This is a genomic window from Methanosphaera cuniculi (genome assembly GCF_003149675.1).
In the GTDB taxonomy this organism is placed as follows: Archaea; Methanobacteriota; Methanobacteria; order Methanobacteriales; family Methanobacteriaceae; genus Methanosphaera; species Methanosphaera cuniculi.
Genome location: NZ_LWMS01000042.1, coordinates 88,946 through 113,878 on the forward strand (window position 1 = coordinate 88,946; position 24,933 = coordinate 113,878).

The 24,933-nt window shown below is 28.9% G+C and carries 23 protein-coding genes; 12 read left to right on the top strand and 11 right to left on the bottom strand.

Annotated elements, in window-relative coordinates; all coding sequences use genetic code 11:
- Window positions 1–18 precede the first annotated feature (18 nt).
- The 6 genes from MSCUN_RS05985 to cca all read left to right on the top strand — a co-directional run bounded on the left by MSCUN_RS05985 (window position 19) and on the right by cca (window position 6,110).
- Complete coding sequence (locus MSCUN_RS05985; protein WP_095608740.1) at window positions 19–810, top strand: 2-amino-3,7-dideoxy-D-threo-hept-6-ulosonate synthase; 792 nt, start codon at window positions 19–21, stop codon at window positions 808–810.
- A 62-nt stretch (window positions 811–872) separates the two neighbouring features.
- Complete coding sequence (locus tag MSCUN_RS05990; RefSeq protein WP_095608741.1) at window positions 873–1,952, top strand: 3-dehydroquinate synthase II; 1,080 nt, start codon at window positions 873–875, stop codon at window positions 1,950–1,952.
- Window positions 1,953–2,862: 910 nt separating this feature from the next.
- Window positions 2,863–3,417 carry an RNA 2',3'-cyclic phosphodiesterase gene (gene thpR / locus MSCUN_RS05995; protein ID WP_095608742.1) on the top strand — a complete coding sequence of 185 codons (555 nt, stop codon included), beginning with the start codon at window positions 2,863–2,865 and terminating at the stop codon, window positions 3,415–3,417.
- Window positions 3,418–3,447: 30 nt separating this feature from the next.
- On the top strand, window positions 3,448–4,002 hold the full coding sequence (locus MSCUN_RS06000) for a UbiX family flavin prenyltransferase (protein WP_095608743.1): 555 nt from the start codon (window positions 3,448–3,450) through the stop codon (window positions 4,000–4,002).
- A gap of 46 nt (window positions 4,003–4,048) precedes the next feature.
- On the top strand, window positions 4,049–4,624 hold the full coding sequence (gene cbiT, locus MSCUN_RS06005) for a precorrin-6Y C5,15-methyltransferase (decarboxylating) subunit CbiT (RefSeq protein WP_095608744.1): 576 nt from the start codon (window positions 4,049–4,051) through the stop codon (window positions 4,622–4,624).
- A 127-nt stretch (window positions 4,625–4,751) separates the two neighbouring features.
- Window positions 4,752–6,110: a CCA tRNA nucleotidyltransferase gene (cca, locus tag MSCUN_RS06010; protein ID WP_275542265.1), complete on the top strand. Its 1,359-nt coding sequence runs from the start codon at window positions 4,752–4,754 to the stop codon at window positions 6,108–6,110.
- Between the two features lie 38 nt (window positions 6,111–6,148).
- On the opposite strand, the gene priS is transcribed toward cca, so the two are convergent.
- Together priS and MSCUN_RS06020 are read right to left on the bottom strand one after the other, a co-directional pair.
- Window positions 6,149–7,120, bottom strand: coding sequence for a DNA primase catalytic subunit PriS (priS, locus tag MSCUN_RS06015; RefSeq protein WP_095608746.1), 972 nt, complete (start codon window positions 7,118–7,120; stop codon window positions 6,149–6,151).
- A 5-nt stretch (window positions 7,121–7,125) separates the two neighbouring features.
- Complete coding sequence (locus tag MSCUN_RS06020) at window positions 7,126–8,436, bottom strand: DNA primase (protein ID WP_095608747.1); 1,311 nt, start codon at window positions 8,434–8,436, stop codon at window positions 7,126–7,128.
- A gap of 336 nt (window positions 8,437–8,772) precedes the next feature.
- On the opposite strand from MSCUN_RS06020, the gene metG reads away from it, so the two are divergent.
- The 4 genes from metG to MSCUN_RS06040 all read left to right on the top strand — a co-directional run bounded on the left by metG (window position 8,773) and on the right by MSCUN_RS06040 (window position 13,935).
- The gene (gene metG / locus MSCUN_RS06025) at window positions 8,773–10,809 is read left to right on the top strand and encodes a methionine--tRNA ligase (RefSeq protein ID WP_095608748.1); all 2,037 of its coding nucleotides are present in this window, start codon (window positions 8,773–8,775) and stop codon (window positions 10,807–10,809) included.
- On the top strand, window positions 10,806–12,422 hold the full coding sequence (locus MSCUN_RS06030) for a DUF530 domain-containing protein (protein WP_095608749.1): 1,617 nt from the start codon (window positions 10,806–10,808) through the stop codon (window positions 12,420–12,422). The genes metG and MSCUN_RS06030 overlap by 4 nt, the downstream gene beginning before the upstream one ends.
- A 62-nt stretch (window positions 12,423–12,484) precedes the next feature.
- Entirely contained in the window at window positions 12,485–12,979 is a 495-nt protein-coding gene (locus MSCUN_RS06035; protein WP_095608750.1) for a resolvase, read from the top strand.
- A complete protein-coding gene (locus tag MSCUN_RS06040; RefSeq protein WP_394338956.1) occupies window positions 12,979–13,935 on the top strand; it encodes an MraY family glycosyltransferase in 957 nt (318 codons plus the stop codon). Before MSCUN_RS06035 ends, MSCUN_RS06040 begins: the two co-directional genes overlap by 1 nt.
- Window positions 13,936–14,025: 90 nt before the next feature.
- On the opposite strand, the gene MSCUN_RS06045 is transcribed toward MSCUN_RS06040, so the two are convergent.
- Entirely contained in the window at window positions 14,026–14,496 is a 471-nt protein-coding gene (locus MSCUN_RS06045) for a hypothetical protein (RefSeq protein ID WP_095608752.1), read from the bottom strand.
- Between the two features lie 44 nt (window positions 14,497–14,540).
- Window positions 14,541–14,951 (bottom strand): hypothetical protein, encoded by a 411-nt coding sequence (locus MSCUN_RS06050; RefSeq protein ID WP_095608753.1) that lies wholly within the window; start codon window positions 14,949–14,951, stop codon window positions 14,541–14,543.
- Between the two features lie 111 nt (window positions 14,952–15,062).
- On the opposite strand from MSCUN_RS06050, the gene MSCUN_RS06055 reads away from it, so the two are divergent.
- A complete protein-coding gene (locus MSCUN_RS06055; RefSeq protein ID WP_095608754.1) occupies window positions 15,063–15,599 on the top strand; it encodes a hypothetical protein in 537 nt (178 codons plus the stop codon).
- A 354-nt stretch (window positions 15,600–15,953) separates the two neighbouring features.
- On the opposite strand, the gene MSCUN_RS06060 is transcribed toward MSCUN_RS06055, so the two are convergent.
- Window positions 15,954–17,186, bottom strand: coding sequence for an MnmC family methyltransferase (locus tag MSCUN_RS06060; protein WP_095608755.1), 1,233 nt, complete (start codon window positions 17,184–17,186; stop codon window positions 15,954–15,956).
- A 357-nt stretch (window positions 17,187–17,543) separates the two neighbouring features.
- Between MSCUN_RS06060 and MSCUN_RS06065 the strand changes: the two genes are divergently transcribed.
- Window positions 17,544–18,176 carry a hypothetical protein gene (locus MSCUN_RS06065; RefSeq protein ID WP_095608756.1) on the top strand — a complete coding sequence of 211 codons (633 nt, stop codon included), beginning with the start codon at window positions 17,544–17,546 and terminating at the stop codon, window positions 18,174–18,176.
- Between the two features lie 199 nt (window positions 18,177–18,375).
- Here MSCUN_RS06065 and MSCUN_RS06070 read toward each other — a convergent pair whose 3' ends face one another.
- From MSCUN_RS06070 to MSCUN_RS06095, 6 genes are all read right to left on the bottom strand, one after another.
- Complete coding sequence (locus tag MSCUN_RS06070) at window positions 18,376–19,608, bottom strand: NUDIX domain-containing protein (protein ID WP_095608757.1); 1,233 nt, start codon at window positions 19,606–19,608, stop codon at window positions 18,376–18,378.
- Between the two features lie 188 nt (window positions 19,609–19,796).
- Window positions 19,797–20,432 carry an exopolysaccharide biosynthesis protein gene (locus MSCUN_RS06075; RefSeq protein WP_095608758.1) on the bottom strand — a complete coding sequence of 212 codons (636 nt, stop codon included), beginning with the start codon at window positions 20,430–20,432 and terminating at the stop codon, window positions 19,797–19,799.
- A 265-nt stretch (window positions 20,433–20,697) separates the two neighbouring features.
- Window positions 20,698–21,585: a pyridoxal 5'-phosphate synthase lyase subunit PdxS gene (gene pdxS, locus MSCUN_RS06080; RefSeq protein ID WP_095608759.1), complete on the bottom strand. Its 888-nt coding sequence runs from the start codon at window positions 21,583–21,585 to the stop codon at window positions 20,698–20,700.
- A gap of 110 nt (window positions 21,586–21,695) precedes the next feature.
- The gene (locus tag MSCUN_RS06085; RefSeq protein WP_095608760.1) at window positions 21,696–22,628 is read right to left on the bottom strand and encodes a carbohydrate kinase family protein; all 933 of its coding nucleotides are present in this window, start codon (window positions 22,626–22,628) and stop codon (window positions 21,696–21,698) included.
- A 138-nt stretch (window positions 22,629–22,766) separates the two neighbouring features.
- The gene (locus MSCUN_RS06090; protein ID WP_095608761.1) at window positions 22,767–23,657 is read right to left on the bottom strand and encodes a formylmethanofuran--tetrahydromethanopterin N-formyltransferase; all 891 of its coding nucleotides are present in this window, start codon (window positions 23,655–23,657) and stop codon (window positions 22,767–22,769) included.
- 70 nt (window positions 23,658–23,727) lie between these two features.
- Window positions 23,728–24,744 carry a hypothetical protein gene (locus MSCUN_RS06095; RefSeq protein WP_095608762.1) on the bottom strand — a complete coding sequence of 339 codons (1,017 nt, stop codon included), beginning with the start codon at window positions 24,742–24,744 and terminating at the stop codon, window positions 23,728–23,730.
- Between the last annotated feature and the right edge of the window lie 189 nt (window positions 24,745–24,933).

A 24,933-nucleotide genomic window follows, 5' to 3' on the forward strand; every position in this document is an offset into this window, starting at 1 on the left:
AAAATGGGGAATTTAACAATGATAGGAAAACAAATTAGAATAGAACGTATAATAGACCGTAAAACAGGAAAATGTGTTATAGCACCACTAGATCATGGAATATCCGGTGGACCATTACCTGGAATAATAAACATGCCAAAAACAATCAACTCAATAGCAGAAGGTGGAGCAAACGCTGTATTAATGCATAAAGGAATGGTACAAAACGGACACAGAGGATACGGATCAGACATAGGATTAATCGTACACCTCTCAGCAAGTACAGATCTTAGTGTAGACCCATACCACAAAGTACAAGTAACAAGTGTGGAAAAAGCAATACAACTAGGAGCTGACGCTGTAAGTGTACATGTAAACATAGGATCTGAAAAAGAACCAGAAATGCTAGAAACAACCGGAAGAATAGCAGAAGAATGTGACGACTGGGGAATGCCACTACTTGCAATGATGTACCCACGAGGACCAAAAATAGAAAACGAACACGACCCAGATGTTGTAAAACTCTCAGCACGTGTAGGAGCAGAACTAGGTGCAGATATTGTAAAAACAAACTACACAGGAGATCCAGACACATTCAAAGAAGTAGTAGATGGATGCCCAGTACCAGTAATAATAGCAGGTGGACCAAAAATAGAAACAGAAAGACAACTCTTTGAAATGGTACATGATGCAATAAGTGTAGGTGGAGCAGGAGTAGCATTTGGACGTAACATATTCCAAGCAAAAGATCCATCAAAAATAACAAGAGCACTAGTAGAAGTAGTACATAACAAAGCAACACCAGATGAAGCACTAGAAATGCTAAAATAGATCTATTATCCTAAAAAATAAAAACTTTTTATATAAAAAAAAGATGGAGAGGTTAAAATATTATGAAATTTGCATGGATAAGACCAAATGGTACATGGAAAGACCGTAAAGATTCAATAACCGCTGCACTAGAAGCAGGATTTGATGAAATAGTAGACTTTGACAATGCTGAAACAATCAAAGAACTAGGAAATGTTAAAATCATCTCAGATAAAGAAGATGCAGACATAACACTTATAGGACTAGATAAAAAAATATCAATTGAAGATGTAAATCGTGAAAAACTAAAAGATAAAAAAGTAGCAGCATATGTTGAAATTAACAACAAAGAAGATGAAAAACTCGTATCAAAACTTGGAACTGTAGCTGACTATATCATCCTAAAAGGAAAAAACTGGAAAGTAATTCCACTTGAAAACATCATTGCAAGTCTTCAAAATCGTAACTCAAAAATCATGGTAGATGTAGCAAACTATGAAGAAGCAAAACTTGCACTTGAAACCATGGAACATGGATCAGATGGAGTACTTCTATCATCAAATGATGGAAATGAAATACGAAAACTAGGAGAACTTATCGAAAAAACAGCACAAGAAACATATGATCTTAAAAGTGCAACAGTAACAAAAATTGAATCTGTAGGAATAGGAGATCGTGTATGTGTAGATACATGTACAATGATGAATGTAGGTGAAGGAATACTAGTAGGATCATTTGCATCAGGACTATTTTTAATACACAGTGAAAGTCTAGAAAATGAATATGTAGCATCAAGACCATTTAGAGTAAATGCTGGAGCTGTACATGCATATGTAATGACACCAGGAAACAAAACACGCTACCTATCAGAACTAGAAGCAGGAGATGAAGTACTAACAGTAAATGCTGATGGTGTAGCTTCAACTGCTATTGTTGGTCGTTCTAAAATTGAAAAACGTCCACTTCTCATGATAGAAGCAGAATATGAAGGTATGAAAATAAGAACACTAGTACAAAATGCTGAAACAATACGTCTTGTAACAGATAAAAAAGAACCAATATCAGTATCCAAACTTAAAGTAGGAGACAAAGTACTAGCATATTTTAGTGAAGGAGCAAGACACTTCGGAATGGCAATCGAAGAGCAGATAATAGAAAAATAAGATATGGGAATAAAAACTTTAAAAATTCCCCCTTTTTTTATCCTTTTTTTAGAACTATTCTTTAATCATTTTTTTTATAAAACTTTCAAATCTCTTTTTTTAAAAGAAAATATTATTAAAAAATAAGAAATTCTTTCAATTAATAATATTTTTATACAAAAATAATTCATATCATAATTAATGAATTTAAAACTAGTACTAAATTATCTACAAATTATAATAAACTATAAATAATATAAGTTATTAACTTTTCAAGTAGATAGAAATAATCTATTAATAATTGGTAGATGGAGATTTCTCAATTAATTTATTGTTTTATCATCCTATATATTGAAAGCATGAATGATAAAAAACTTATGAGTAATCCCATAAGGATTTCAAAATCCATACGATCACCCCCTTTTTTTTACTTTTTTAAAAAAGTAAAATATTTTTTAAAAAAATTTCAATTATTAACCCCCTAAAATAAATTTTAGAAGACTATGAAAATTATTCATAACCTTTATTCATTTTAAATTAATTCTTTTTTTAGAGAAACCTCCACCTATTTCCAATTATTTATTTAATAATAGAAGCTATAATTAGAATGATATGAATAAAGATTTTTGAAATTTTCAAGTAAAAAAAAGGATATTTATAATATTCTCCTATTATAAATAGTTATATTCTCATTTCTATATAAATTTGTCTTATTTTTTCGATGAAACACATCTTAAGATTATTTTAACTAAATAATAAGTTATCTGTAAAAATATATTTTATTTTAAGTTTTTTAACTATTTTTTTTATTAGCCCTCTTTTTTTTAGTTTGAAAAAATTTATATGTATATCTTATTATGTTATGAAAAACAACATAGTATTATTTAATTTATATTAATGAAAAAAAAATGATAAGTTGGGCTGATATTTTATGCGAGCATTTCTAGCAATAGAACTTAATGATTATGTTGTAGATAAATTAGTTAAAACACAACAAAAACTTGATAATCCTGATTTTGGTAAAATTAAGATGGTTGAAAAACAAAATATGCATTTAACTGTTAAATTCTTTGGTGATATAGATAATACAAAGTTAAATCAGATTACACATTGTATTAATGATACTAAAGATGATTTTAAACCTTACACTGGTAAAGTTGTAGGTATTGGTGCTTTTGCTAATTTTCATAATCCACGTGTTATATGGACAACTCTTAAAGATAAAGAAGATATGACAACTAAACTTCTTAAGAATTTTGATATGGAATTTTCAAATCTGGGCTTTAAAAAAGAAAAAAGTTATAAACCTCACATAACACTTGGTCGTGTTAAAAATATTAAAGATAAGAAAATGTTATATGAAGCACTTGAGAGTGTAAAACGTGAATATTATGGTAAAGTAGATGTAAATAAGCTTGTTCTTAAATCAAGTACTCTTACACCATCAGGACCTATTTATGAAACAGTAGAAGAATTTAAACTATAAAACAAAAAAAATGGAGGAGGTTTTAGTATTATGCGTGTTATTGTTGGAATTACAGGAGCCAGTGGTGTAATTTATGGTATTCGTTTAATTGAAGAGTTAAATAAAAATAATATAGAAACTCATGTGATAATATCAGATGTAGCATGTGATATTATAGAATATGAAACTAGCTATACAATAGATTATATTAAAGAAATTTCAAGTTATACATATAATGAAAATGACTTATTTGCAATAATAAATAGTGGATCATTTAAAGTTGATGCAACAGTAATAATACCATGTAGTATGAAAACATTATCTGCTATTGCTAATGGTTATGGTGATAATGCAATAACCAGAGCATGTGATGTAACATTAAAAGAAAGACGTACACTCATAATATCACCACGTGAAACTCCACTAAGAACAATACATCTTGAAAATATGACAAATCTAAGCCGGGAAGGTGCAATAATACTACCAGCAATGCCAGGATTCTACCATAAACCAGAAAGTATTGAAGAACAAGTAGATTTTATTATTGGAAAAATACTTGACATACTAGATATTAATAACAACCTTTTTACTAAATGGAAACAATAAACAAATAATAACTAAAAAAAATAACTTTAAAGGAGTAGAATAAAAAATGTATTTTGATATAACACCAGATGCAGAATTTACCAAAACAGAAAAAGTACCAGGACCAACCAAAGAAGAAATCAGAGCACTTGTAATAAGTAAAATGAGACTCAGTGATAAAGATATAGTAGTAGATATTGGCTGTGGAACAGGAGGACTTACAGTTGAATTTGCAAAACGTGCAAAAAATGTATTTAGTGTAGATATTAATCCTGATGCAATAAAAACAACACGTACGAATCTTGAAAAACTAGGACTAGAAAACAAAGTAGAACTCATCCAAGAAGAAGGATTCCAAGCATTAGATCAGATAGATGACTTTACCCGAATTATGATTGGTGGAAGTAATGGAAATCTTGATAATATAATTGAAGAAGCATACATAAGACTACCTGTAGGAGGTCAAATTGTAATAACATCAATAGTACTTGAAACTGCAACAGATAGTGTACGAATGCTTAAAGATCTGGGAGCTGAACCTGAAGTTGTAAATCTCTGTGTATCAAAAGGAGTAATGCTAGAACGTGGAGTAATGATGAAAGCATTAAATCCAATAACAATCATAACAGCACGAAAACAATGAAAAAAATGAACATTAACTAATTCCCCACCTTTTTTTTACTTTTTTTATATAAAAAAAACTACATTTTTTCTAAAAAGAATTTACACTAAAAAAAAACTTTTGGGAGTGGATCATAATATATAATGAAATTCTAAAAACAATAAAACCATCAGATGAACAAAGACGTAAAATTGAAGAATTTAGCCAAACATTATCTAACATAATACTAGATTATGCAAAAGATAAAAATATAGATATAAACTGTCGTCTTGTAGGTTCAATGGCTAAAAAAACATCACTCATAAACAAAGCAGACATTGATATGTTTATGACATTTGATCTTAGCTTTAATGAAGAAGAACTTAAAAAATATGGTCTTGAATTTGGAAAACATTGTATTGAAACATTAAATGGAAAATCAGAACTACGCTTTGCATCACATCCATATATTACAGGATTTATTGATGGATATGAAATAGACTTTGTACCATGCTATCGTATAAAAGATTCATCTGAACTTAAATCAGCAGTAGATCGTACAATACTACACACAGATTATATACAATCACACCTTACAGATGAACAAGCAGATGAAGTACTACTACTTAAGAAATTTATGAGCTGTGTAAATACATATGGTGCAAACTATAAGGTAAGTGGATTTTCAGGATATCTATGTGAACTGTTAATACTTGAATATAAAACATTTGAAAACGTATTATATAATGCTGCAAATAATTGGCATAATATGACTAGAATTGATCTTGAAGAATATGGTACTTCCGGTAATTTTAAAGATCCACTAATAGTTATTGATCCAGTTGATAAAAATCGAAATGTAGCAGCAGCACTAAGTATACAAAAATTTAATGAATTTATAATAGCAGCACGAAACTTTCTAGAGGATAAAGATAAGCTTAAATTCTTCCAGAAACATGAAATAAACACAACAACATGTGAACTTAAAGAAGTATTTAAAAAACGAAAAACAAAATGCTACATTCTATCAATAAGTGTACCAGATCTACCTACAGATGTAATATATCCACAGGTAAATAAGACAATGAACTCACTTAAACGTGTAAGTGAAATGTATGATTTTAGTCTTCTTAACACATCATACTACCTGCATGATAATAAGGCTTATATTATTCTTGAATATGAATATGATATATTACCTGATGTAAAAATACATAATGGTCCACGAATTGCAGATAAAATAAATTCACAAAATTTCAAAAATAAATATCCTGATGCATTTATCATGAATGATAAATATGTTAACATATCACCACGTAAATATAAAACAGTAAATGAAATGATAAATGAAGTACTTAAACCTGAAAATATGAGTATTTTAAAGCTTGGAAAAAATATAAAAGAAGAAATAATAAATACAGGCTATAATTTATCTGGTGTTGATGAATTTATTGATAATGATGCTAAATGTGAGGATATAGATGAAATATTTTTATACTTACATCCTAATTATAATATAGAACGATAGTTTTAAAACTTCTACTCCCCCACACACCCTTTTTTTTATTATTTTCTTTCATAAACAAATTTTGGCACAGCTTTATCAAATGGGTCAAATGTTTCAATATTTTTTATTAACATTGACTTCATACTAACTTTTGAATGAAGTGTTGATGGAAGTCGTAATATACGTTTAAGATCAATTGATACTTTTGTATCTGCTATTGCCAGATTTGTTCGTGCTATTTGTTCTTGAAGTTTTTTATATCTGATTGGTCCTATATCTTGAGTGAAAAATCCCCAGTGATCTGGTAGTTCATCTTTATATTTTATTGTATCTTTTAGGAGTTTTTCATCTATATCTACTGGTGTATCCTTCTTTAGGTGTTGTATTGTATAATTCATCCAGTTTTTAAAGTTTTGATAATAAGCAAATGAAAGTGTATATGAATTAAACTTGTTATATCTTAATTTTTTGGCATCTTCCATGTCTGGTACTTTTCCACCTAGAACATATTGTATTATTTCTCCTCGCATTTCACTATTCATATCCATTGCATGCTCATCAAGTACTCTTAGATGATATCCTCGTCCTGAGTATACATAGTTTAGATTTTTAAATCCTATATCTGATTTTAGTATATCACCTATGTTTAGTACTATTTCTTTTGCCTGTTTTAAGCATTTATCACATACTTCTCCTGGTTTACATTCACATGTTCTAATTGGTATATCTTTTGCATCTACATCAAATACAAATTCTGCTTTTTCCCATCCATGTCTTTTTTCTGGTTTATCATAGTATGCTACTGATGTGTAGGCTGCAAATGGCTTTTTTGCTTTCATAAATCTTTTAAGTCGTAGTGGATCTGTGAATGTTTTATATCGATCATTTGGTCCTTGTCCTATGTGATCAAATCCAAATTCACGTGAGTATAAAGAATTTAGTATAAAATCTGGTATATCATTTACATCCCATTCTTCTTTGTAGTATAATGTTCGTTCTCTGTATGTTGCAGGTTTTAGTTCTATTTCCATTTTATTTATTGTCCTCCCTTTTGTTTTATTTTTCGCATTCTATTGTAGTATGTTAGTGGATTTCCTATTTTCACGCAATCTTTATTAGGTTTACATATGTGTGGCATGTGTAGTTTTATTTTATCACAACTCATTGGTGTATACCAGTGTGTTTCTCCTTCATATTCACGTTTAAGTTCATCATGCATTCCAAAGCCTAATTTTGCATTGATGTTTATCTTCTCTTGTGGTTGATCTTTAAATAGTGGTGGTCTGCATGATTGTGCTGCATCATATATGAGTGGTATTACCTGATCATGTGTTATGTTAAGTGATGGATCTACATCTGTTATTTTTACTTGTTTTTTTTGTGAAAATATTCCTGGATATAATCTGGCATATGATGCAAATGGTGTTAGAAATAGTACTATTGCATCGTTTCGTCCACCACTTTTAATTCCTTTAATACATTCTTTTACACATGGTGGGAATGCTTCAGGGTTATATGGTGTTGGTTTATCATCACTAAATGATCCTTTAGGTTGATTTTTATATTTTATTTCATCAGTTTTAACTTGTATTTTGCGTATTTCTTCAGCTGCCTGTTTCATTAGTGGATTTGGTTCAACTTGTTTTTTTGACATTTCATCTACATTTTTCATATATTCTTTCATGTAGTATGTTATATAGCTTGTTATGAGTCTTATTTTTATGAAGTTTCCAGCTACAATCTGGTAGATATCATGTGGTCTTCGTCCTTCTATTTTATCTGCAAATTGTTCATAGAAGTCATCATATTCTATGATAATACGACCATTAACAAGTAATAGTTTATTAAATTCAATATTACCTATTTGTAGAATTTCTTTTATATCATACCAGTAGAGATTAGATGTATCTGTTAGTTCATTAAGTATTACACTAAGTAGTTCTGGTGTATCTACAGCTATCTTTTCAAGACGTTGAGTTATCAGATCATGTTGCATCTGTAGTACTTCATTAGCCTCATATGAATCTGACCCATATTCCATTGCTATGATTTGACATAATAAATAAAATGATACAACATCATATTCATATAATTCTGGATTAAAAAGGTACTGATACTTTCTATGATCATAATCCTTTAATTTACGATTTAATGCCCATTCATACTTCTTTAGTGCTAGTTGTTTAATTGTTTCAGGTAATTCTTTTTTAAGTTCTTGATTTCTAGTCATTTCAATAATACTTTTTAATGTAGTATCAGGTTTATTGAGATTGTTTATATTTCCTAGTTTACTTACAATTTTCTTAGCTTCACTACTAAATGGATTTATGTATGATGTTTCTGTCATGATAGTTATAGTATATATTTTTTATACTATAAAGGTTAATTTATTCAAAAAATTAGAATATTTTCTTTTAATTAAATTAGGTTATACCATATATTTCAAATATAGAATAAAAAGTACGATTGTAAATATATATTGTAATAAATTCTAGTTAATTTAATATGCAATTAATTCTATAATATATTTATTATTTAATAAAATTTTATAACAAAACAATATATATACTAAAAAAAAGGGGAAAAGATATCTTTTAAACTTTAGATATATTATGAAAAAAAATAATTTTATAAACATAATTACTAAATTACTTATAAAAAAAAATGAGGAGAAATTAAAATAATGAGTAAATTATTCATATCATGTGCTCTACCTTATGCTAATGGTGCATGTCACCTTGGACATCTGCGTTCAACATACATACCGGCTGATATCTATGCAAGATATAATCGTATGAATGATGTTGACACCATAATGGTATGTTCAACAGATGAACATGGAACACCAATAGCAGTACGTGCAGAACAAGAAGGTAGAGATCCAAAAGAAATAGCAGACTACTACCATAAACTAATAGGTGATGACTTAAAAGCTGCTGACATATCACTTGATAGTTTTCAAAGAACAACCAACCCAAAACACTATGAAATAGCACAAGAATTCTTCACACACTTATATGCTGATGAATACATCTATGAAAAAATAATAGATCAGCTATACTGTGATAGTTGTAAACGAAGTCTTCCTGATAGATATGTTGAAGGAATATGTCCATACTGTGGATCTGAAGCTCGTGGAGATCAATGTGAAGGATGTGGAAGACACCTTGATCCAGTAGAACTTGAAGAACCACGTTGTCTAATATGTGGCTCAACACCACATATACAAGCATCAAAACAATACTACTTTAAACTTGAAGAATTCCAAGAACCATTAAATGAATGGATAAATGGAAACAACCACTTACAACCATACGTTAAAAACTTTGCACGTGAATGGATAAAAGATGGACTAAAAGACTGGGTAATGACTCGTGATATGAAATGGGGAATACCAGTACCAATAGAAGGAGAAGAAGACAAAGTACTATATGTTTGGGCTGAAGCATTTGAAGGATATCTATCATCAGCTGCAATATGGGCAGATGAACATGATAAAGACTGGCATGAATACTGGGATGATAAAGCAGTACATTTCATTGGAAAAGATATAATCTACCATCATACAATATTCTGGCCAAGTATGCTAATGGGACACCAAATGAAACTACCATACTCAGTAATAGGTGGAGGATACCTATCTCTTGAAGGTCAAAAAATGTCCACAAGTCGTGGATGGGTTGTATGGGTAAAAGACTTCCTAGAAAACTTTGATAGTGACATGCTAAGATATTATCTTACAATTAATGCACCATTAAATAAAGATACAGACTTCTCATGGGAAGACTTCCAAAGAAGAATAAACAATGAACTAACAGATAACCTTGGAAACTTCATACACAGAACATTTACATTTACAAAGAAATTCTTTGATAATAAAATACCAGAAATCACAACTATGTCAGATGAAGATAAAGCATTTGAAGAAGAAATCAAGTCACTACCAAAACGAGTATCAGATGCAATAGAAAACTTTGAATTCCGTGATGGTTTACTTGAAATTATGAACACAACTAAAAATGCAAATAAATACTTCAATGATAAAAAACCATGGAAAATGGTAAAAGAAGACATACAATCAGCACAAGCATGTCTATATCTATCCAATCAACTAGTACACACACTAAGTATTGTACTAAGACCATACTTACCTGAAACTGTAGCAAAAATCAGAAAAGTACTAAATATGCCAGAAGACTACACACCAGGATTTATGAAGTATGATGAAAGAACACCAGATGTACTATGGGATGAAGCAACAAACTTCCTACCATCAGGATATGAAATAGGAAAAGCAAAACCATTATTTAAGAAAATTGAAGATGAAGTTATAGAAAAACAACTAGAAAAACTAGCAAAACTAGAAGAAGAAGTAACACAAGAAGATGAAAAAGGAGATGAAAAAATGAGTGAACTTATAACAATAGATGAATTTGGAAATGTAGAATTAGTAGTAGGACAAATTAAAGAAGCAGAACGTATAGATGGATCAAAAAATCTATTAAAAGTACAAGTAGATCTAGGAGATGAAATACGTCAAGTAGTAGCAGGACTAGCACAAAAATATGATCCAGAAGAATTAGTAGATCGTAAAGTAATAGTAGTTGCAAACCTTGAACCTGCAAAACTCTTTGGTGTAGAATCAAATGGAATGTTACTTGCAACAGATAGTATGGAACTTCTAACAACAGAAGGAAAAGTAGGTGAACATATAAAATGAGCGAATTCTTAGTGACACAGAGTGAAAAATTTCTTAAACAAATACAAAAAAAACCAGTAATTGCAGAAAGTATCGAAGACTTTGAAGGTTTCTTTGAAAACTACAGCTATCTAAAATCAAATCTAAAAAAACTACAAATAACACGTAACAAAATGGAAATACGAGGATTCACATCCCCATACAGTGCCCTTAAACGTTACGGAAAAGGAAATAGTTCAAATAATGGAGATATAATTCCAGATGATGTATATGACCAGTCACGTCATGCACAATATTTCCACACAAAAGCATCAAATAAGAAAAACATTCTAGATCAGGTAAAATCTGCTATTGCATCACATAAAATAGCAATAGGTCACTTAGAAGAATATGCTCAAATCACATGTAAAAAATGTGGACAAAAATATAAGAAAAATACAATTGAAGATATCTTAAAATATGATGAAGATGAACTAGAAGTAATTAACCATGAATGTAGCAATTGTGGATCATCCGAATTTGAGCTATCACACAACCCTAATGGAATATACCGACTTGAACTTATAAAGTATCTTCCATTAGGTGGTGAATATCTTCTTAAACGTTCCCAACTTACCAACTACAGCCTTGAAGCTTACCGTAAAATCATAAAAATTATGCGTCAAGAAAAAAGAGGACGTGTAAAAAGTGTAACAGTAATTGCAAAAATTAAGGATGAAAAAACAGGTAAATGGCAATCTAAGAAGGTAAATATTGACTATGCAGATGAATCCAACTATGAACTAGAACTACGTAAAAGATATGGTCCAAATGTCCGTATTGAACTTCTACAATTCCATCATAAAAAGCCATCATTAATCAATGATAAATACGTACAAAACGCACTTGCAATAGCATACTTGCAATATTCAGAAAATATTGTAAATAAAGAAATTAACAATATAATACCACGTAGTATTTCAAATATGCAACGTATCCATACATACAACCAACTTACTGAGGAAGCTCGTAAAGATGCAGGTCGTCTTGCACGTGAGGCTGAAGAACGTATAGAACTTGAAGAAGAACTTCAGTATGTTAAACTTAAAAAAGTAAATCTTATGAATAAAGATCATGTACTTGATCGTAACTTACAAGAAGATCTTAAAAAACAAGCCGAAATAAAAAAACATTACTACATTGAAACACCAAATATCCTAATATTATGGGATATCTTCAAGTATTATCTTAGTACATCAGAAACACGTCGAAACAACTATGCAGGACCATTCCCAAACCTTCGTGCAACACTAGATTCAAACCAGCTTAAGGTATTTGATAATGTATTTGCAAAAGATGTTGTTGATCTTCTAAAAGATAATGATGAAAACATTGATGTAATAAATAATATGAAAGAAACAATGCAGTATAAACGAGAACTTGAAAATAAGAGTAAAAACTTACATCTTAAAGCACCACAACAAGTATATGGAGCAATAGCTCTTAATAATAAGACAAACATGTCACTTAACCATGCAGCAGAACTACTCTATGTAGATCCTGAAGAAGCTGCAAAAGAAAAGGCTTCTTTACAGAAAATTGAAAAGCCATCAACAAATAAGGCTAAAAAGTTCTTAGAAATAATTAACAAATAAGAAAAAAAACATAGAAACACAACTAAAAAAAAATAATATAATTAATAAAATGAGGGACTCTAATGAGTTCAAAAATACATGTTAATAAAACCTTAACATCACGACTTATTATTGAGATACTCGATAATAATCCTGATCTTGAAGAAATTGAATGTCCACAAAGTCTATATGAAAGAACATCAGAAACATATCTAGATGCACTAGGAGAACTAGGTATAAAAATTTCAGTAATAGAACAACGAGGACGTCCAAAAAAATACGATGAAAATCTAAAATCACAAATAAATAGCATGATTGATGAAGGACTAAATCCTAAAGCAATAGCTAAAAGATTACATATAGATGTAAAAACAGTATACTATCTGAAAAATAAGAAACTAAAACAAGGTCTAAAATCTAAGTATTCAGATGAAACCAAACGTGAAATCTTTGAACTACGAGAAAATGATGTATCAGTAAAAACCATATCATCACTTCTTGATATACCAGTACGTACCATCTATTATATTCTAAAAAATGATAAGAAAAATAATCCCAATATAGAAGGAGAAAACTAATCATGCAAATATCACAACTTCTCCTAACCTCTGGATTATGTGGACTAATAGCATTTATCATGACATTTACAGTGATGCCACCACTAATACGAAGACTTAAACAGGCAAACATAGTAGGACATGATATACATAAATTCACAAAGCCTGAAGTTGCAGAAATGGGTGGTATAGGAATACTATTTGGTTTTGCAATAGCAATAATGGTGGGAGTATATCTATACCCTGCATGGCAGAGTCAACTTACAATATCTCTTATTGTAATACTACTAACTGGTATTATTGGAATGGTTGATGATCTAATAATGCTTACATCAAAAGAGAAATTATTACTTCTCTGGATTGCAGGTCTTCCTATTATGTGGGTTACACCACCAAATGTTGGAATTCTTTACATGATAAGTATTCCTATAGCTGTAAGTATAGCATCAAATCTTACAAATATGCTTGCAGGACTTAATGGTATAGAAACAGGACTAGGTGTAATAGCACTTACAAGTCTTACACTTTCATGTATAATAATGAATAAGTATGATGTTGCAATCATATCTTTTTCTATGCTCGGAGCACTTGTAGCATTCCTATTTTATAACAGATATCCTGCTAATGTATTTCCAGGAGATGTTGGAACACTTATAATAGGTGCATCTATTGCAATAATAGCATTTATTGGACGTGTTAAAATAATAGCATTCATAGTTCTAATTCCAAATATTATAGATGGAATATTAAAACTTAAAAGTGCAGGTGTAATGGAACGTCAAAACCATAAACCAACAATAGTAAAAGAAGATGGGATACTCATAGCACCAAGTGGAGGATTTAACTCCTTAATTAGATCTGTACTTAAAAAGCCAATGCGAGAAAAACAAGTAGTTCACATAATATGGTTAATAGGACTACTATTCGGACTTTTAGGAATTATAATTGCATATCTAAGTAAAGGAATGCTAATTTAATCATACTTTTATGAACTAAACACCCCCCCCTTTTTTTAACTATTTTTTTCTTTATTTTTTAAGATAATAAATGTATAAATACTAATAATATTATACCCATTGTATTTCTTCGGTTTTTATTTGGTAGTTATTTGAGTATGCAGGTTCATAGTATATATTGCTTGTTTTTTTATTGAATGTTTGCATTATGTTTTTTCGTATATAGTAGTTTATTCGTGCTGATGCTTTTTGTTTTTCATTTGTATTTAGTGTTGTTGTGTGTGCTTTTGTATGTATTTTAATTGTGTTGTTTTTTGTTTTTGTTGTTGTTATTTGTATTATTTTTATTTCATTTGATGTTAGTAGTTTTAGGTTTTCGTTGTAGTATGTGTTGTATGTGTCGTTGTAGTATATTGCGTATGCATTTTTATCAGCTCCATTTTGTGCTCCTATTTGTGCTGCGTTTTGTATTGTGTTTTGTTCGTTTTGATCTATTATTGTGGTGGTGGTTATGGTTGTGATGGTGATTATTATGATGATGGTTAGCATGTATTCTAGTGTTATTTGTCCTTTATTATTCATGGTGTTTTAATTTTTATTATGTTATTTTTTATGAGGTTTTATTTTTATTCATCAAGTATGTATATTGTTTTGTTTTTTGTTTTAAATTGATATGTATTTCCAGGTGTTAGTATGTGTTTTTTGGGTTTTATATTTGTTTTTTGTAGTTTACTTGAGGCGATTTGGTAGTGGCTGTTAATTGATATGTGTGTTTCATTTATAATTAGTATGTAGGTTTCATTGTTGATTTTATCAGGCATTGTGTATGTGGTTATATATCCTTCAGGGCGTGTGTTTTGTGTGTTTATAATTTGTGTTATGTCATCTACTAATAGGCGTGCTTGTTTTCTGTTTTGTGTTTCATCTATTATTTCATATTGTTGATAATTTAAGTTTATTATTGTAGTTAAAAATATGAGTATTAAGATGAGTGTAATTATTAGTTCTATGTTTATAAATCCTTTCTGGTTTTTCATAATATATTTTTCTTATTTATTATTTATGTTTAAGATAAATATTAAATATTACATGTTTTATATATAATATATGAAAATAAATAAACATTGTTAATAATTTTAATTTAATTTATGAAAAAACAAATACAACACGAAGTACTAATAAAATTTATAGAAACAGAAAATCCAAGACAACTTGATAATATGCTTTATAATTTTGAAAAACATCTTGATGAACTTAAATATGAATACTTCCTAAAAGAAACAGAAAATCCATTCATATACTTTATTGAATATCCAAAGCCTAATGAACTAATTAAAATAACAAATACAGAAAATCTAAAAATAGAAGATATAAAAGAAGTAACCTGTACAATAAATAATCTTAATCATATATCATACACAATAATTGAAAAAATCAGATACAAAATAACACCAACAGACACATTTAAAATAAATATACACAAAGATTCATACATCCCATATGAAAACATAATAAATACACATACAGAAATAACAAATGCAATTTGTAACATTCTCTATATTAGCGAATCTAGTAATGATCCAACATGGGATATTAACATACATCTAATAGGAGAATTATGTGCTATTAGTATAAAACGTTCAAATAAAAATAGAAATAAGTTTAGCCAATACACATTCACATAAAACTCTAAAAAAATTGAAAATTTCAACTTATTTCTAAAAATAGTATAAAAACAACACCAGCAATAGAACAAATTAAAACAAGGGAAATAAAAATAAAATACTAGATTTAAAGTCCTGTAGATAAAGATATCATATGTGCAGGACTCTTTTTTTTACCTAAATTTGGAGTTATAAAAATCAATTACAAAAAAAAGTATTATTCATTAAAGAATTTTTATCGATATTATAAAAACATTGGAAAAAAAAAGAAATTAAGGTAAGTATATTACATGATAAAATTATTTTTCTCACTCTTTTTATGTGAAAAAATGATAATGAAGAAAAAAGATTTTTTTTATACTACTTCTCTTTTTTTTATTCATCATTGTTACTATTTTCATTTTTCATTTCATCAAGTACGTTGTGAAGATTCTCCTCAAGCATTATAATTTGACTTCGACTTGGAAGATTTTGATCAACTTGTAATATTTTAAGAATTCTAGGATCATTAATAGCAGAAAAACCCATTTCTTTCACATAATTATTAAGTTTATTACGTAGCTTTTTATCTTCTATTTTTTCAGGATCTAAGCCCAGGTATCTTGGTAGTTTATTTGATGATGGAAAAACTGTTACACCACGTATACGATCACGGATATTTTGTCGTCTGTCAATTATTGTATAGAAGTCATCAGATAAGTCTGAATCCATGAATGGTACTCCTACATCACTTAGTGATATTACTTTTTCATCTGAAAATGATAGTGGTGTATCTATATTATCTGGGAATCTTGATGCTATTGTTCCCCCACTTCTTTTAACTTGTGGACCTTCACCAATATATAATCCTGCCCCTACTATTGCACTACGTACTGGACTTGCTGCTGTGTATGTTAGTATTAGTGCTGTTGGTGTTAGGAATTCTTTAAGTTTTTTAAAAAAGTCAATTGAGTATAACTCTGGTGATTTTGATGGACTAAATGGGTCAAGAAATACTGCATCATATTCTTTTTCTGGTGCATTTTTAAGATATTCTCGGGCATCACATACATGGATATTAATTGTTATATTTTGTGGAAGACTACTTAGTACTTTGTTAAATTGTAGATATTCATGTTCTATTAGGTAGTTTTCTATTACTTTTTTAATATAACTGTGTGATTCACATATGTTAGGTACAAATAGTGTTGCTGCTAGTGTTTCTATTGATGATTCAACCATGTCAATTTCAATTCTTACATTACTATCTTTCAGATAGTCAAGTACTGCTGATGCATTATATCCTATTCCACTACAAATATCTAGTACTTTTATTACTTCTGCACCTTCATCTGCTAGTTCTTTTAATTTTGATGGTATTACAAACTTTTCAAATGCTTCTGTTCTTGCACCATGTATACTATGTAGTGTTTCTGATTGGTTTTCTCTTTGTTCTGATAGTAGTGTGTATGATCCATCCTCTGTTTTTATGAAAAATCCAGCCATTTCATCAGAATATAAATCACGTGCATCTTTATGTCCATCTGATTCTAATTCAAAGATTTCCTGTACTGTAGTTCTTATACGATCCAAAATTTCCAACCTTGAATCCTGTTGATCATCGACCATTATATATTCACCTTAATTTTTATTAAAAAAATCCTTAATTCATCATAACTTCCTAACAAAATTTTTTTTTAAATTGTTATTATAGGAAATTATCTTTTTCCAGTTCTTTTTTTTATTTTGTAAGATTCCTATTTTATAAAAGTTTAAAAAAAAATAAATTAATTATAAAAAAAAATTTTATACCCTTAAATTAAATTCTTATAGTATTATATATTATCATCAATCATTATTAATAGTTAGTTTTTTTAATCATACACATTTTTTTATCATAATATGAATATTATTAAAGTAAAGTGTTATTAATAATAAAAGTAATACATCAATATAATTAACACTATATTTTAAGGTGAAAAACATATGAATAAAAAACTACTTGGAGTACTAATAATAATAGCAGCACTGCTCATAGTTGGAGTCCCATACTATCAATCATACCAGGACAACCTATTATCTGAGCACTTCAATGAAACAATGAAAAATGCAAGCTCCATACAAGAAGGAATAACATCAACAATAAATGATTTTAATACTAAAAACTCAACAGATGCAGATACACTAATGACAACAATAAACAATCAACTAACTCCTGAATACTCAGAAGAACAACTTAGACTAAATGAATCAGCCATGTGTACAAGCAATGAAACAGAACATAAATACATAGACTTACAACTAAAACGAGTAACACTAGAATCACAATCATTAAATCTTACCGTAACATCACTAAATGCAATAGCACAATATGTACGCGGTGAAAAAAATGGAGAAGATGCACAAAACACACTAAATAAAGTACAAACAGATATGACAAACAATAATAACGAACTAAACCAAGTATACACAGATATACAAAACTTACTAAAAGAAAACCCAGATTTAGATAAAAAACTACATGACCTAAACCTAGCACCAGCATTCTACGGACAACCAGCAGCACAAAATATAACCAACACAACACAAAATATGACAACAGAAAACTCAACACAATAAGAGAGGATAAAATCCTTTAAAAATAATCCTCTTTTTACTAATTTTTTTTAAATAATATTACTCATACTACTTTTTTTTATTATTTTTAAATATTCTAATATTCTCGAATAATACTATAAACATTATATCAATTTAATAAAAAATGAGAAAAAATTTAAAAGTAGAAAAGGGAGGTTAAATAGGGATTATACATGTTTTATTATCTTTTTCCTTTAGGATGTGGTACTTGTTTTTTCTTATCATTAGCTTTAGTTCTGTTAAATTTATCTAGTTTATCTTTCCAGTTATGACGATTTATACCTTCTGAGTTAAAGCTAACTTTTTCTTCTGATTCTTTTTCTTTTCTAATATATGGTACTGCCTGATTTTCTGATATGATCTTAAATTCATGATCTTTTATTGATGATTTAACAGCCTCTACATTATTTTTATTATCATCATCTGTTTTTATTTCATCTACAGGTTTTGTATCTACAAGTTCATCTTGAAGTTCTTGTGTTTTATCAACAATAATTTCATCATCACTACTTGGCATATCAAGATTTATGACTCCTGTATCATCTACCACATCATTACTATCTGGCTGTATAATGGTTTCTATGTCATGTTCTACTATTATTTCATCACCACTACTATGAAATATTTCATCAGCTGATGGTATATTATCTGTTAGTATTATATCATCATCTGATATATTATTGTCTGTTAGTATGACCTCATCCTCATGTCTACTTTGGTTAATGAATTGTTGTGCTTGTTGTGAGAATTCTCCTTCATATTCTATTTCATCTTCTGTATTTTCATAGTCTATATAGAGATTTTCTTTAGGCTCTGTATGTTCTACTTTTGCACGTTTTGGGTGGAATGTTCTTTTAATAGCATCTTTAAATAGTCCAAATGAGCTTTTAAGACTACGTCCTACTTTTTTCTGTGGTTCTTCAAATGTGTTTGGATTTTCTGTTGCAATATTCTCTTCTATTATTGCATCACGTACATCTATTTTATCATCAAGCTCATCAATTATCTCTTCAACATCATGGAATGGATTTTTATTTGTTTTAATATAATTATTAAGCCAGAGACTAAGTGGATATTTATTAATATCTTCTATATTTATCCATTTATAGTCACTGTAGTTATGTGAAAGTATTAAATCACCATTGATGAAAACAGATTCCATTATTACAGTTAGATTTTTACTATTATATTGTGTGTAGTTTGTTATTCCAATAATTTCTTTTGGATAAATATAGTATCCAATCTGTTTTTGTACATTTTCAATTAATGCTTCATCAAAGCTTTCATCATCTGTAAGTGGTGCTCCTGGAAGATCCCATCGATCCTTATTATCTGTACGATTTTCACGAATTAAAAGTATTTTATCTTCATTATTTCGTATAATTGTCTTAACATACATGTTAAATTTTGACATAGTTTTTAAACATCCCTATATTTATTGTGTTAAAATAATTTATTTTATATGTATAATAGTTTTGTTTTATGATATTATTATTATTTTATATATGAAAATAAAAAAATTTTCTATAAAAGGGTGAAATTAAGTTGTTTAAATAAAAAAAAAGAAAAAGAATGTGAAAATTAAAAAAAAAAGTGTTTTTTTTAGTGTAAATAAGAAAGTGCATAGTTAATTACCCGTATTATAATTTCAATACCAAGACTTCCCATAGAATAGAAGTAAAAGAATGTAACAACACTCATCACATAACCTAAAATCATAAGATATGAATCATTTTCTATATTTGATACTAAAAGCAGTAATATTGAAACCGCAGGAAAGAAATCTGTGAAAGGAATTGGAAGTGGTAAAAATAATAGTATTGAAAGTATTATACACATGAAAAGATTAATCTTCTGAACTTTTGGATATTTAACCATCTTACCACGAGGTTTCACTATTTTTTCAATATATCCTAGTGCTTTTATTATAATATCAAATAATTTCTCAACAGTCTCATGACTAAGTTCATAATTTCCAACAAAATTTGGAAGATAAAAATGTTTGTTGAAAATTTCACACAAAGCAAGAAGTATTATAAGTATACCAAATGGTGTACTGCTTCCAGGAATTGAAAATGGAATAAGAAATGGAGCAATAAGAAGTATCATTATAAGTTCTCTTGCATCATAGAAATTAAATAATTGTTTTAATGTCATTTTTCCTTCTGGAAGTTGACTTTTTAATTGTTTAATTTTATCTGATGTATTTTCATACTTAATAACTTGAAGTTCATTCATAAAAACTTAATCCTCTCAAAAAAATTATTAGGTCTATATAGTCCATTTTTTTTTTGGGTGGTATAAATTATAAAATCAAATTAGTTTAAATGATTTTTTTATTTATTTTATATATAGTCTAGTATTTTTATTTATTATAATAATTATAAGTTCTTTTTCATTATATATTAATACTAAAAAAAATTGTTGTTTTAAATTATATAAAAAAAGTTGAAAATAAAAAAAAAGGGGAGGAGAGATTATTTGTGAAACAAATACTATTTTTCTATATGTAGTTTCCACGGTTTTGTAGTCTTTCTTCTTCAGATAAGTCGTTTATATCAATACCTGGCATTGCCTCTCCAAGATCTGTTGATACTTCAGCTATAAGATCTGCATCATCATAGTGTGCTGTTGCTTCAACTACTGCTTTTGCTACAAGTTCTGGATTTTCTGATTTGAAAATTCCTGATCCTACAAATACTCCATCTGCTCCTAATTGCATCATAAGTGCTGCATCTGCTGGTGTTGCTATTCCTCCTGCTGAGAAGTTTACAACTGGAATTCTTCCTTCTTCTGCTGTGAGTTTTACAAGATCACGTGGTGCATTAATTTCACGTGCTACTTGCCAGAGTTCTTCTTCTGTTTTATTTTCAATTTCACGTATTGCACCTTGTATTGCTCTCATATGTCTTACAGCTTCTACTACATTTCCTGTTCCTGCTTCACCTTTGGTTCTTATCATTGCAGCTCCTTCATCTACACGTCTTAGTGCTTCACCAAGGTTACGTGCTCCACATACAAATGGTATTGTAAATTGTGATTTATCTATGTGGAAGTCTTCATCTGCTTGTGTTAGTACTTCACTTTCATCAATCATGTCAACACCAAGGGATTCAAGTACTTGTGCTTCTACAAAGTGACCAATTCTTACTTTTGCCATTACAGGTATATCTACAGCATCCATTATTTCTATTACTTTTGATGGATCTGCCATTCTTGCTACTCCACCAGCTTTTCTTATATCAGATGGTACACGTTCTAGTGCCATTACAGATACTGCTCCTGCATCTTCAGCAATTGCTGCTTGTTCTGCATTTACAACATCCATGATTACTCCACCTTTGGTCATTTTTGCAAATCCTTCTTTTAGTACTTTTGTTCCATGTATCATGTTATTCATATTCTCCTTGTATATTTTATTTAGTTGTATTGTTTATTCTTTAAAATAATACTATTTTTTTAAATCTAATTATATAATGTTAATTTTGTTATTTTTAGAATTTAATATTTTTTAATTATCTCACCAATATCAATACTATCAATTGTTGGTATTGCCTCAGTTGCTCCTGATTTTGTGGTTGATTTTGCTGCAATAAAACTTCCAATAATACCAGATTCACGAAGTGTATAATCATTTAATAGTCCATATAGGAATCCTGCATTATATGCATCACCTGCTCCTGTTGTATCAATAGCATCAACAGGGAAAATATTAATATTATATTCTTCATCACCTTTTTTAATGTATGAACCATCTGTTGATCTTTTAACAACAAGAATTTCAACCATGTCACTTATCATATTAACAGCATCCTCTAATGTATCTCTTTTAGTAAGCATTAAAAGTTCTGTTTCATTAATAAGTAAGATATCTGTATGTTCTAGGAATTGATTCATAAATAGTGGTCCTCTTTGAATATAAATCATTCCTGGATCAAATGATACTTTCACATTACTTGGTAGTTTTTTTAGTACTTCAAGTTGTGTATCTATTGAATGAGTAGTATTATGTCCTACAAATGATGTAAGATGTAATATTTTTGTATTTTCAAGGTAATTAAGATCTATTTCATCATATGTAATATCATCATTACTCTTTGGTGTTACATATAATTTACGATCACCAGTTTTTGTTACAAATCCTATTACTTCACCTGTTTCACCATCACTATCAACAAGTAAATGTTGTGTATCCACATTATTATCTTCTAAGTATTTTTGCATCATAGTAGCATTTGAATCATTTCCCACTTTTCCAATATATCCTGTGTTTAGTCCTAGTTTTGCAATTCCTATTATAGTATTTGCTGCTGAACCCCCACATGACTTAGTTTCATAGTTAATAAATGTTTCACCATCATTTGGAGCATAATCATCTACATTACAAAGTCTATCGATATTTAATGCTCCCCATCCTATTATGTCAAATTTCATTATCTATAAGTCCTCCACATTATTTTTTTTTTATTAATTTCCTATATTTTTTTATATATTAATAGATAAAAAAAAGAAAAAAAAGGGGATTTTTAAGTTATTTCATACTTTTTTTCTGGGAGATCAAATTAATGGTAATTAGTCATCACCTAGTACTTCTTTTAGGTAGAATTTGAATTTTCCAAGACTTCCACCATAATTTCCTGCTGATACTTCAATTATACCATTTACATCATCAAGTGCTTCAATTCCTCGTTTAAGTGCTTCTTTAGCATCTTTTACTGTTAATGCATTTATTACTATTTCTGGTATATATTCTATTCCATCTTTTACTTTAGATTCATCACCTAGTACTTCTTTTAGTGATGGACAGTATGGATGATTTGTTGTAGGACCAATTTCAGGGTAATTTGTTTCAACTTTAGATCCTGCTGAGCATATGTCAAATGGTGTACATACTCCATCAACTGTTGCTATTGCATCAAGTGCTTTATATCCACCTTTAAGTACAGCTTCTTTTGATGAACAACAATACCAGAAGTTAACACCCATAATACCTTCCATACATCCAAGTTTTTGTTCAATATAGAAGTCTGGTACACAAATTGGTACACGTATCATTGTTCTTTCATCTATTGTTTCTGTCCATTCATATCCATCTCCACAATGTCCAACATGTTCTGTTGTATCAATATAGTCAAATGGATCAATTGATGCATCAAATATTTTAACAAATGGTTTTACAAGTATATCTTGTCTTATTCTAAATGATAGTTCTTTATCAAATTTATCTAAGTCTTTTGTATTATACCAAAATTGTATGATTACACCTGGTCTGTTATCAGGTGTTTCATCTTTTGATAGGAATCTTTCAACTCCTGATTCTGTTCTTCCTATTACAGTTCCTGGTGTTGCTGTTGCATCTGCTGCTATTTTATCAATTGTTCTTTGATCTTCTGCTGTTACTATCATTCTTATACATGTTCCTGTGAATGCTTCACAGTATGTATCATCTATTTTAAAATTCATATGCTTTAAATCCTCCACATTTATTATTTATTACTTATTTTTTTATCTGATTAAAATTATTCTATTTTTTTTATCCTAGATTTGATATATTTACTCCACGAACCTTATTTCGTGTTTGTTTACTTTCATCTACCAGATCATTTATCTTATTTTCATCTACTAATTTTATTGATGGTTTTGAAAGTAGTAATTGTTGTGTTATATAATTATCATCCATATTAGATAATATCGCACCTAGTGGGTCATTATTATATTCATAGATAAATTCATACACACCTGTTGTACCATTATCTTTGAAGATATTTGCAATTACTGCAAGTATCAGGTTATTATCTGATGCAATTGATATGTTAGCAGCACTTATTGAGTGTATGTTTCCATTAAATGATATTGCAATACCATCATTTTCATTTGCATATTCTAATGCTTCAACATCTGTTATACTATCTCCACTATACATCAGATTTTCTGGTTTATAATTATTTTTCTTGATAATATCTTCTATTGCATCACGTTTTCCTATTCCACCTACAGGCTTAACAGATTCAATTAACTTATTAATTGGCATTTTAGATATTATATCATCAAATATATGATTTAGGTTTTCAAAGCTTGAATCAAGTAATATGTTTTGATAAATGTCAAGTAGTTTATCCTGATCATTCATATCTAATTCATACTCATCAAGATTTAGTATTGTTGAATATGTATTATTATAGTTAAAACCTGTCTTTGTGCATAAAGCTTCAATATACTGATTATAGCTTGTACTTACAATGTATGATGGCATTAGTTGTTGTACATATTTAATTGTTGTATATGCACCATCAATCATGTGAATATGATCTTCTGAAAATTCAATCAAGTCACGCTCTGTAAGTGCATAAGCCTTGAAAAATGGTAGTATTAAGCGTAGTGTACTTCCTGCCATGTAGTTTGGTATTTGTTTTTCAACAAGTATATCATCATAATTACTTAGTATGCTGAAAAATTCTCCACCATCAGGTAAGAAGAAGTCTGCTATTTCATAAGCATTATCATTTATTGATAAAGGTCCTTCACAATCAGTTACATAAAATTTGTCCATAATATATTAGAACTCCCCTAGATTATTTATTTTTAGGTCAATTTTTTTTTAAATCTTTTTTTTTATAAATAAAAATAAAAGAAGATGTGAATCTATAATTCTTTCTTTTTATAAAAAATAAAAAAAATTTTTTTATATTATATACTTATCTATATTAAAAGATAGATATTAATTTATAATAAAATATTT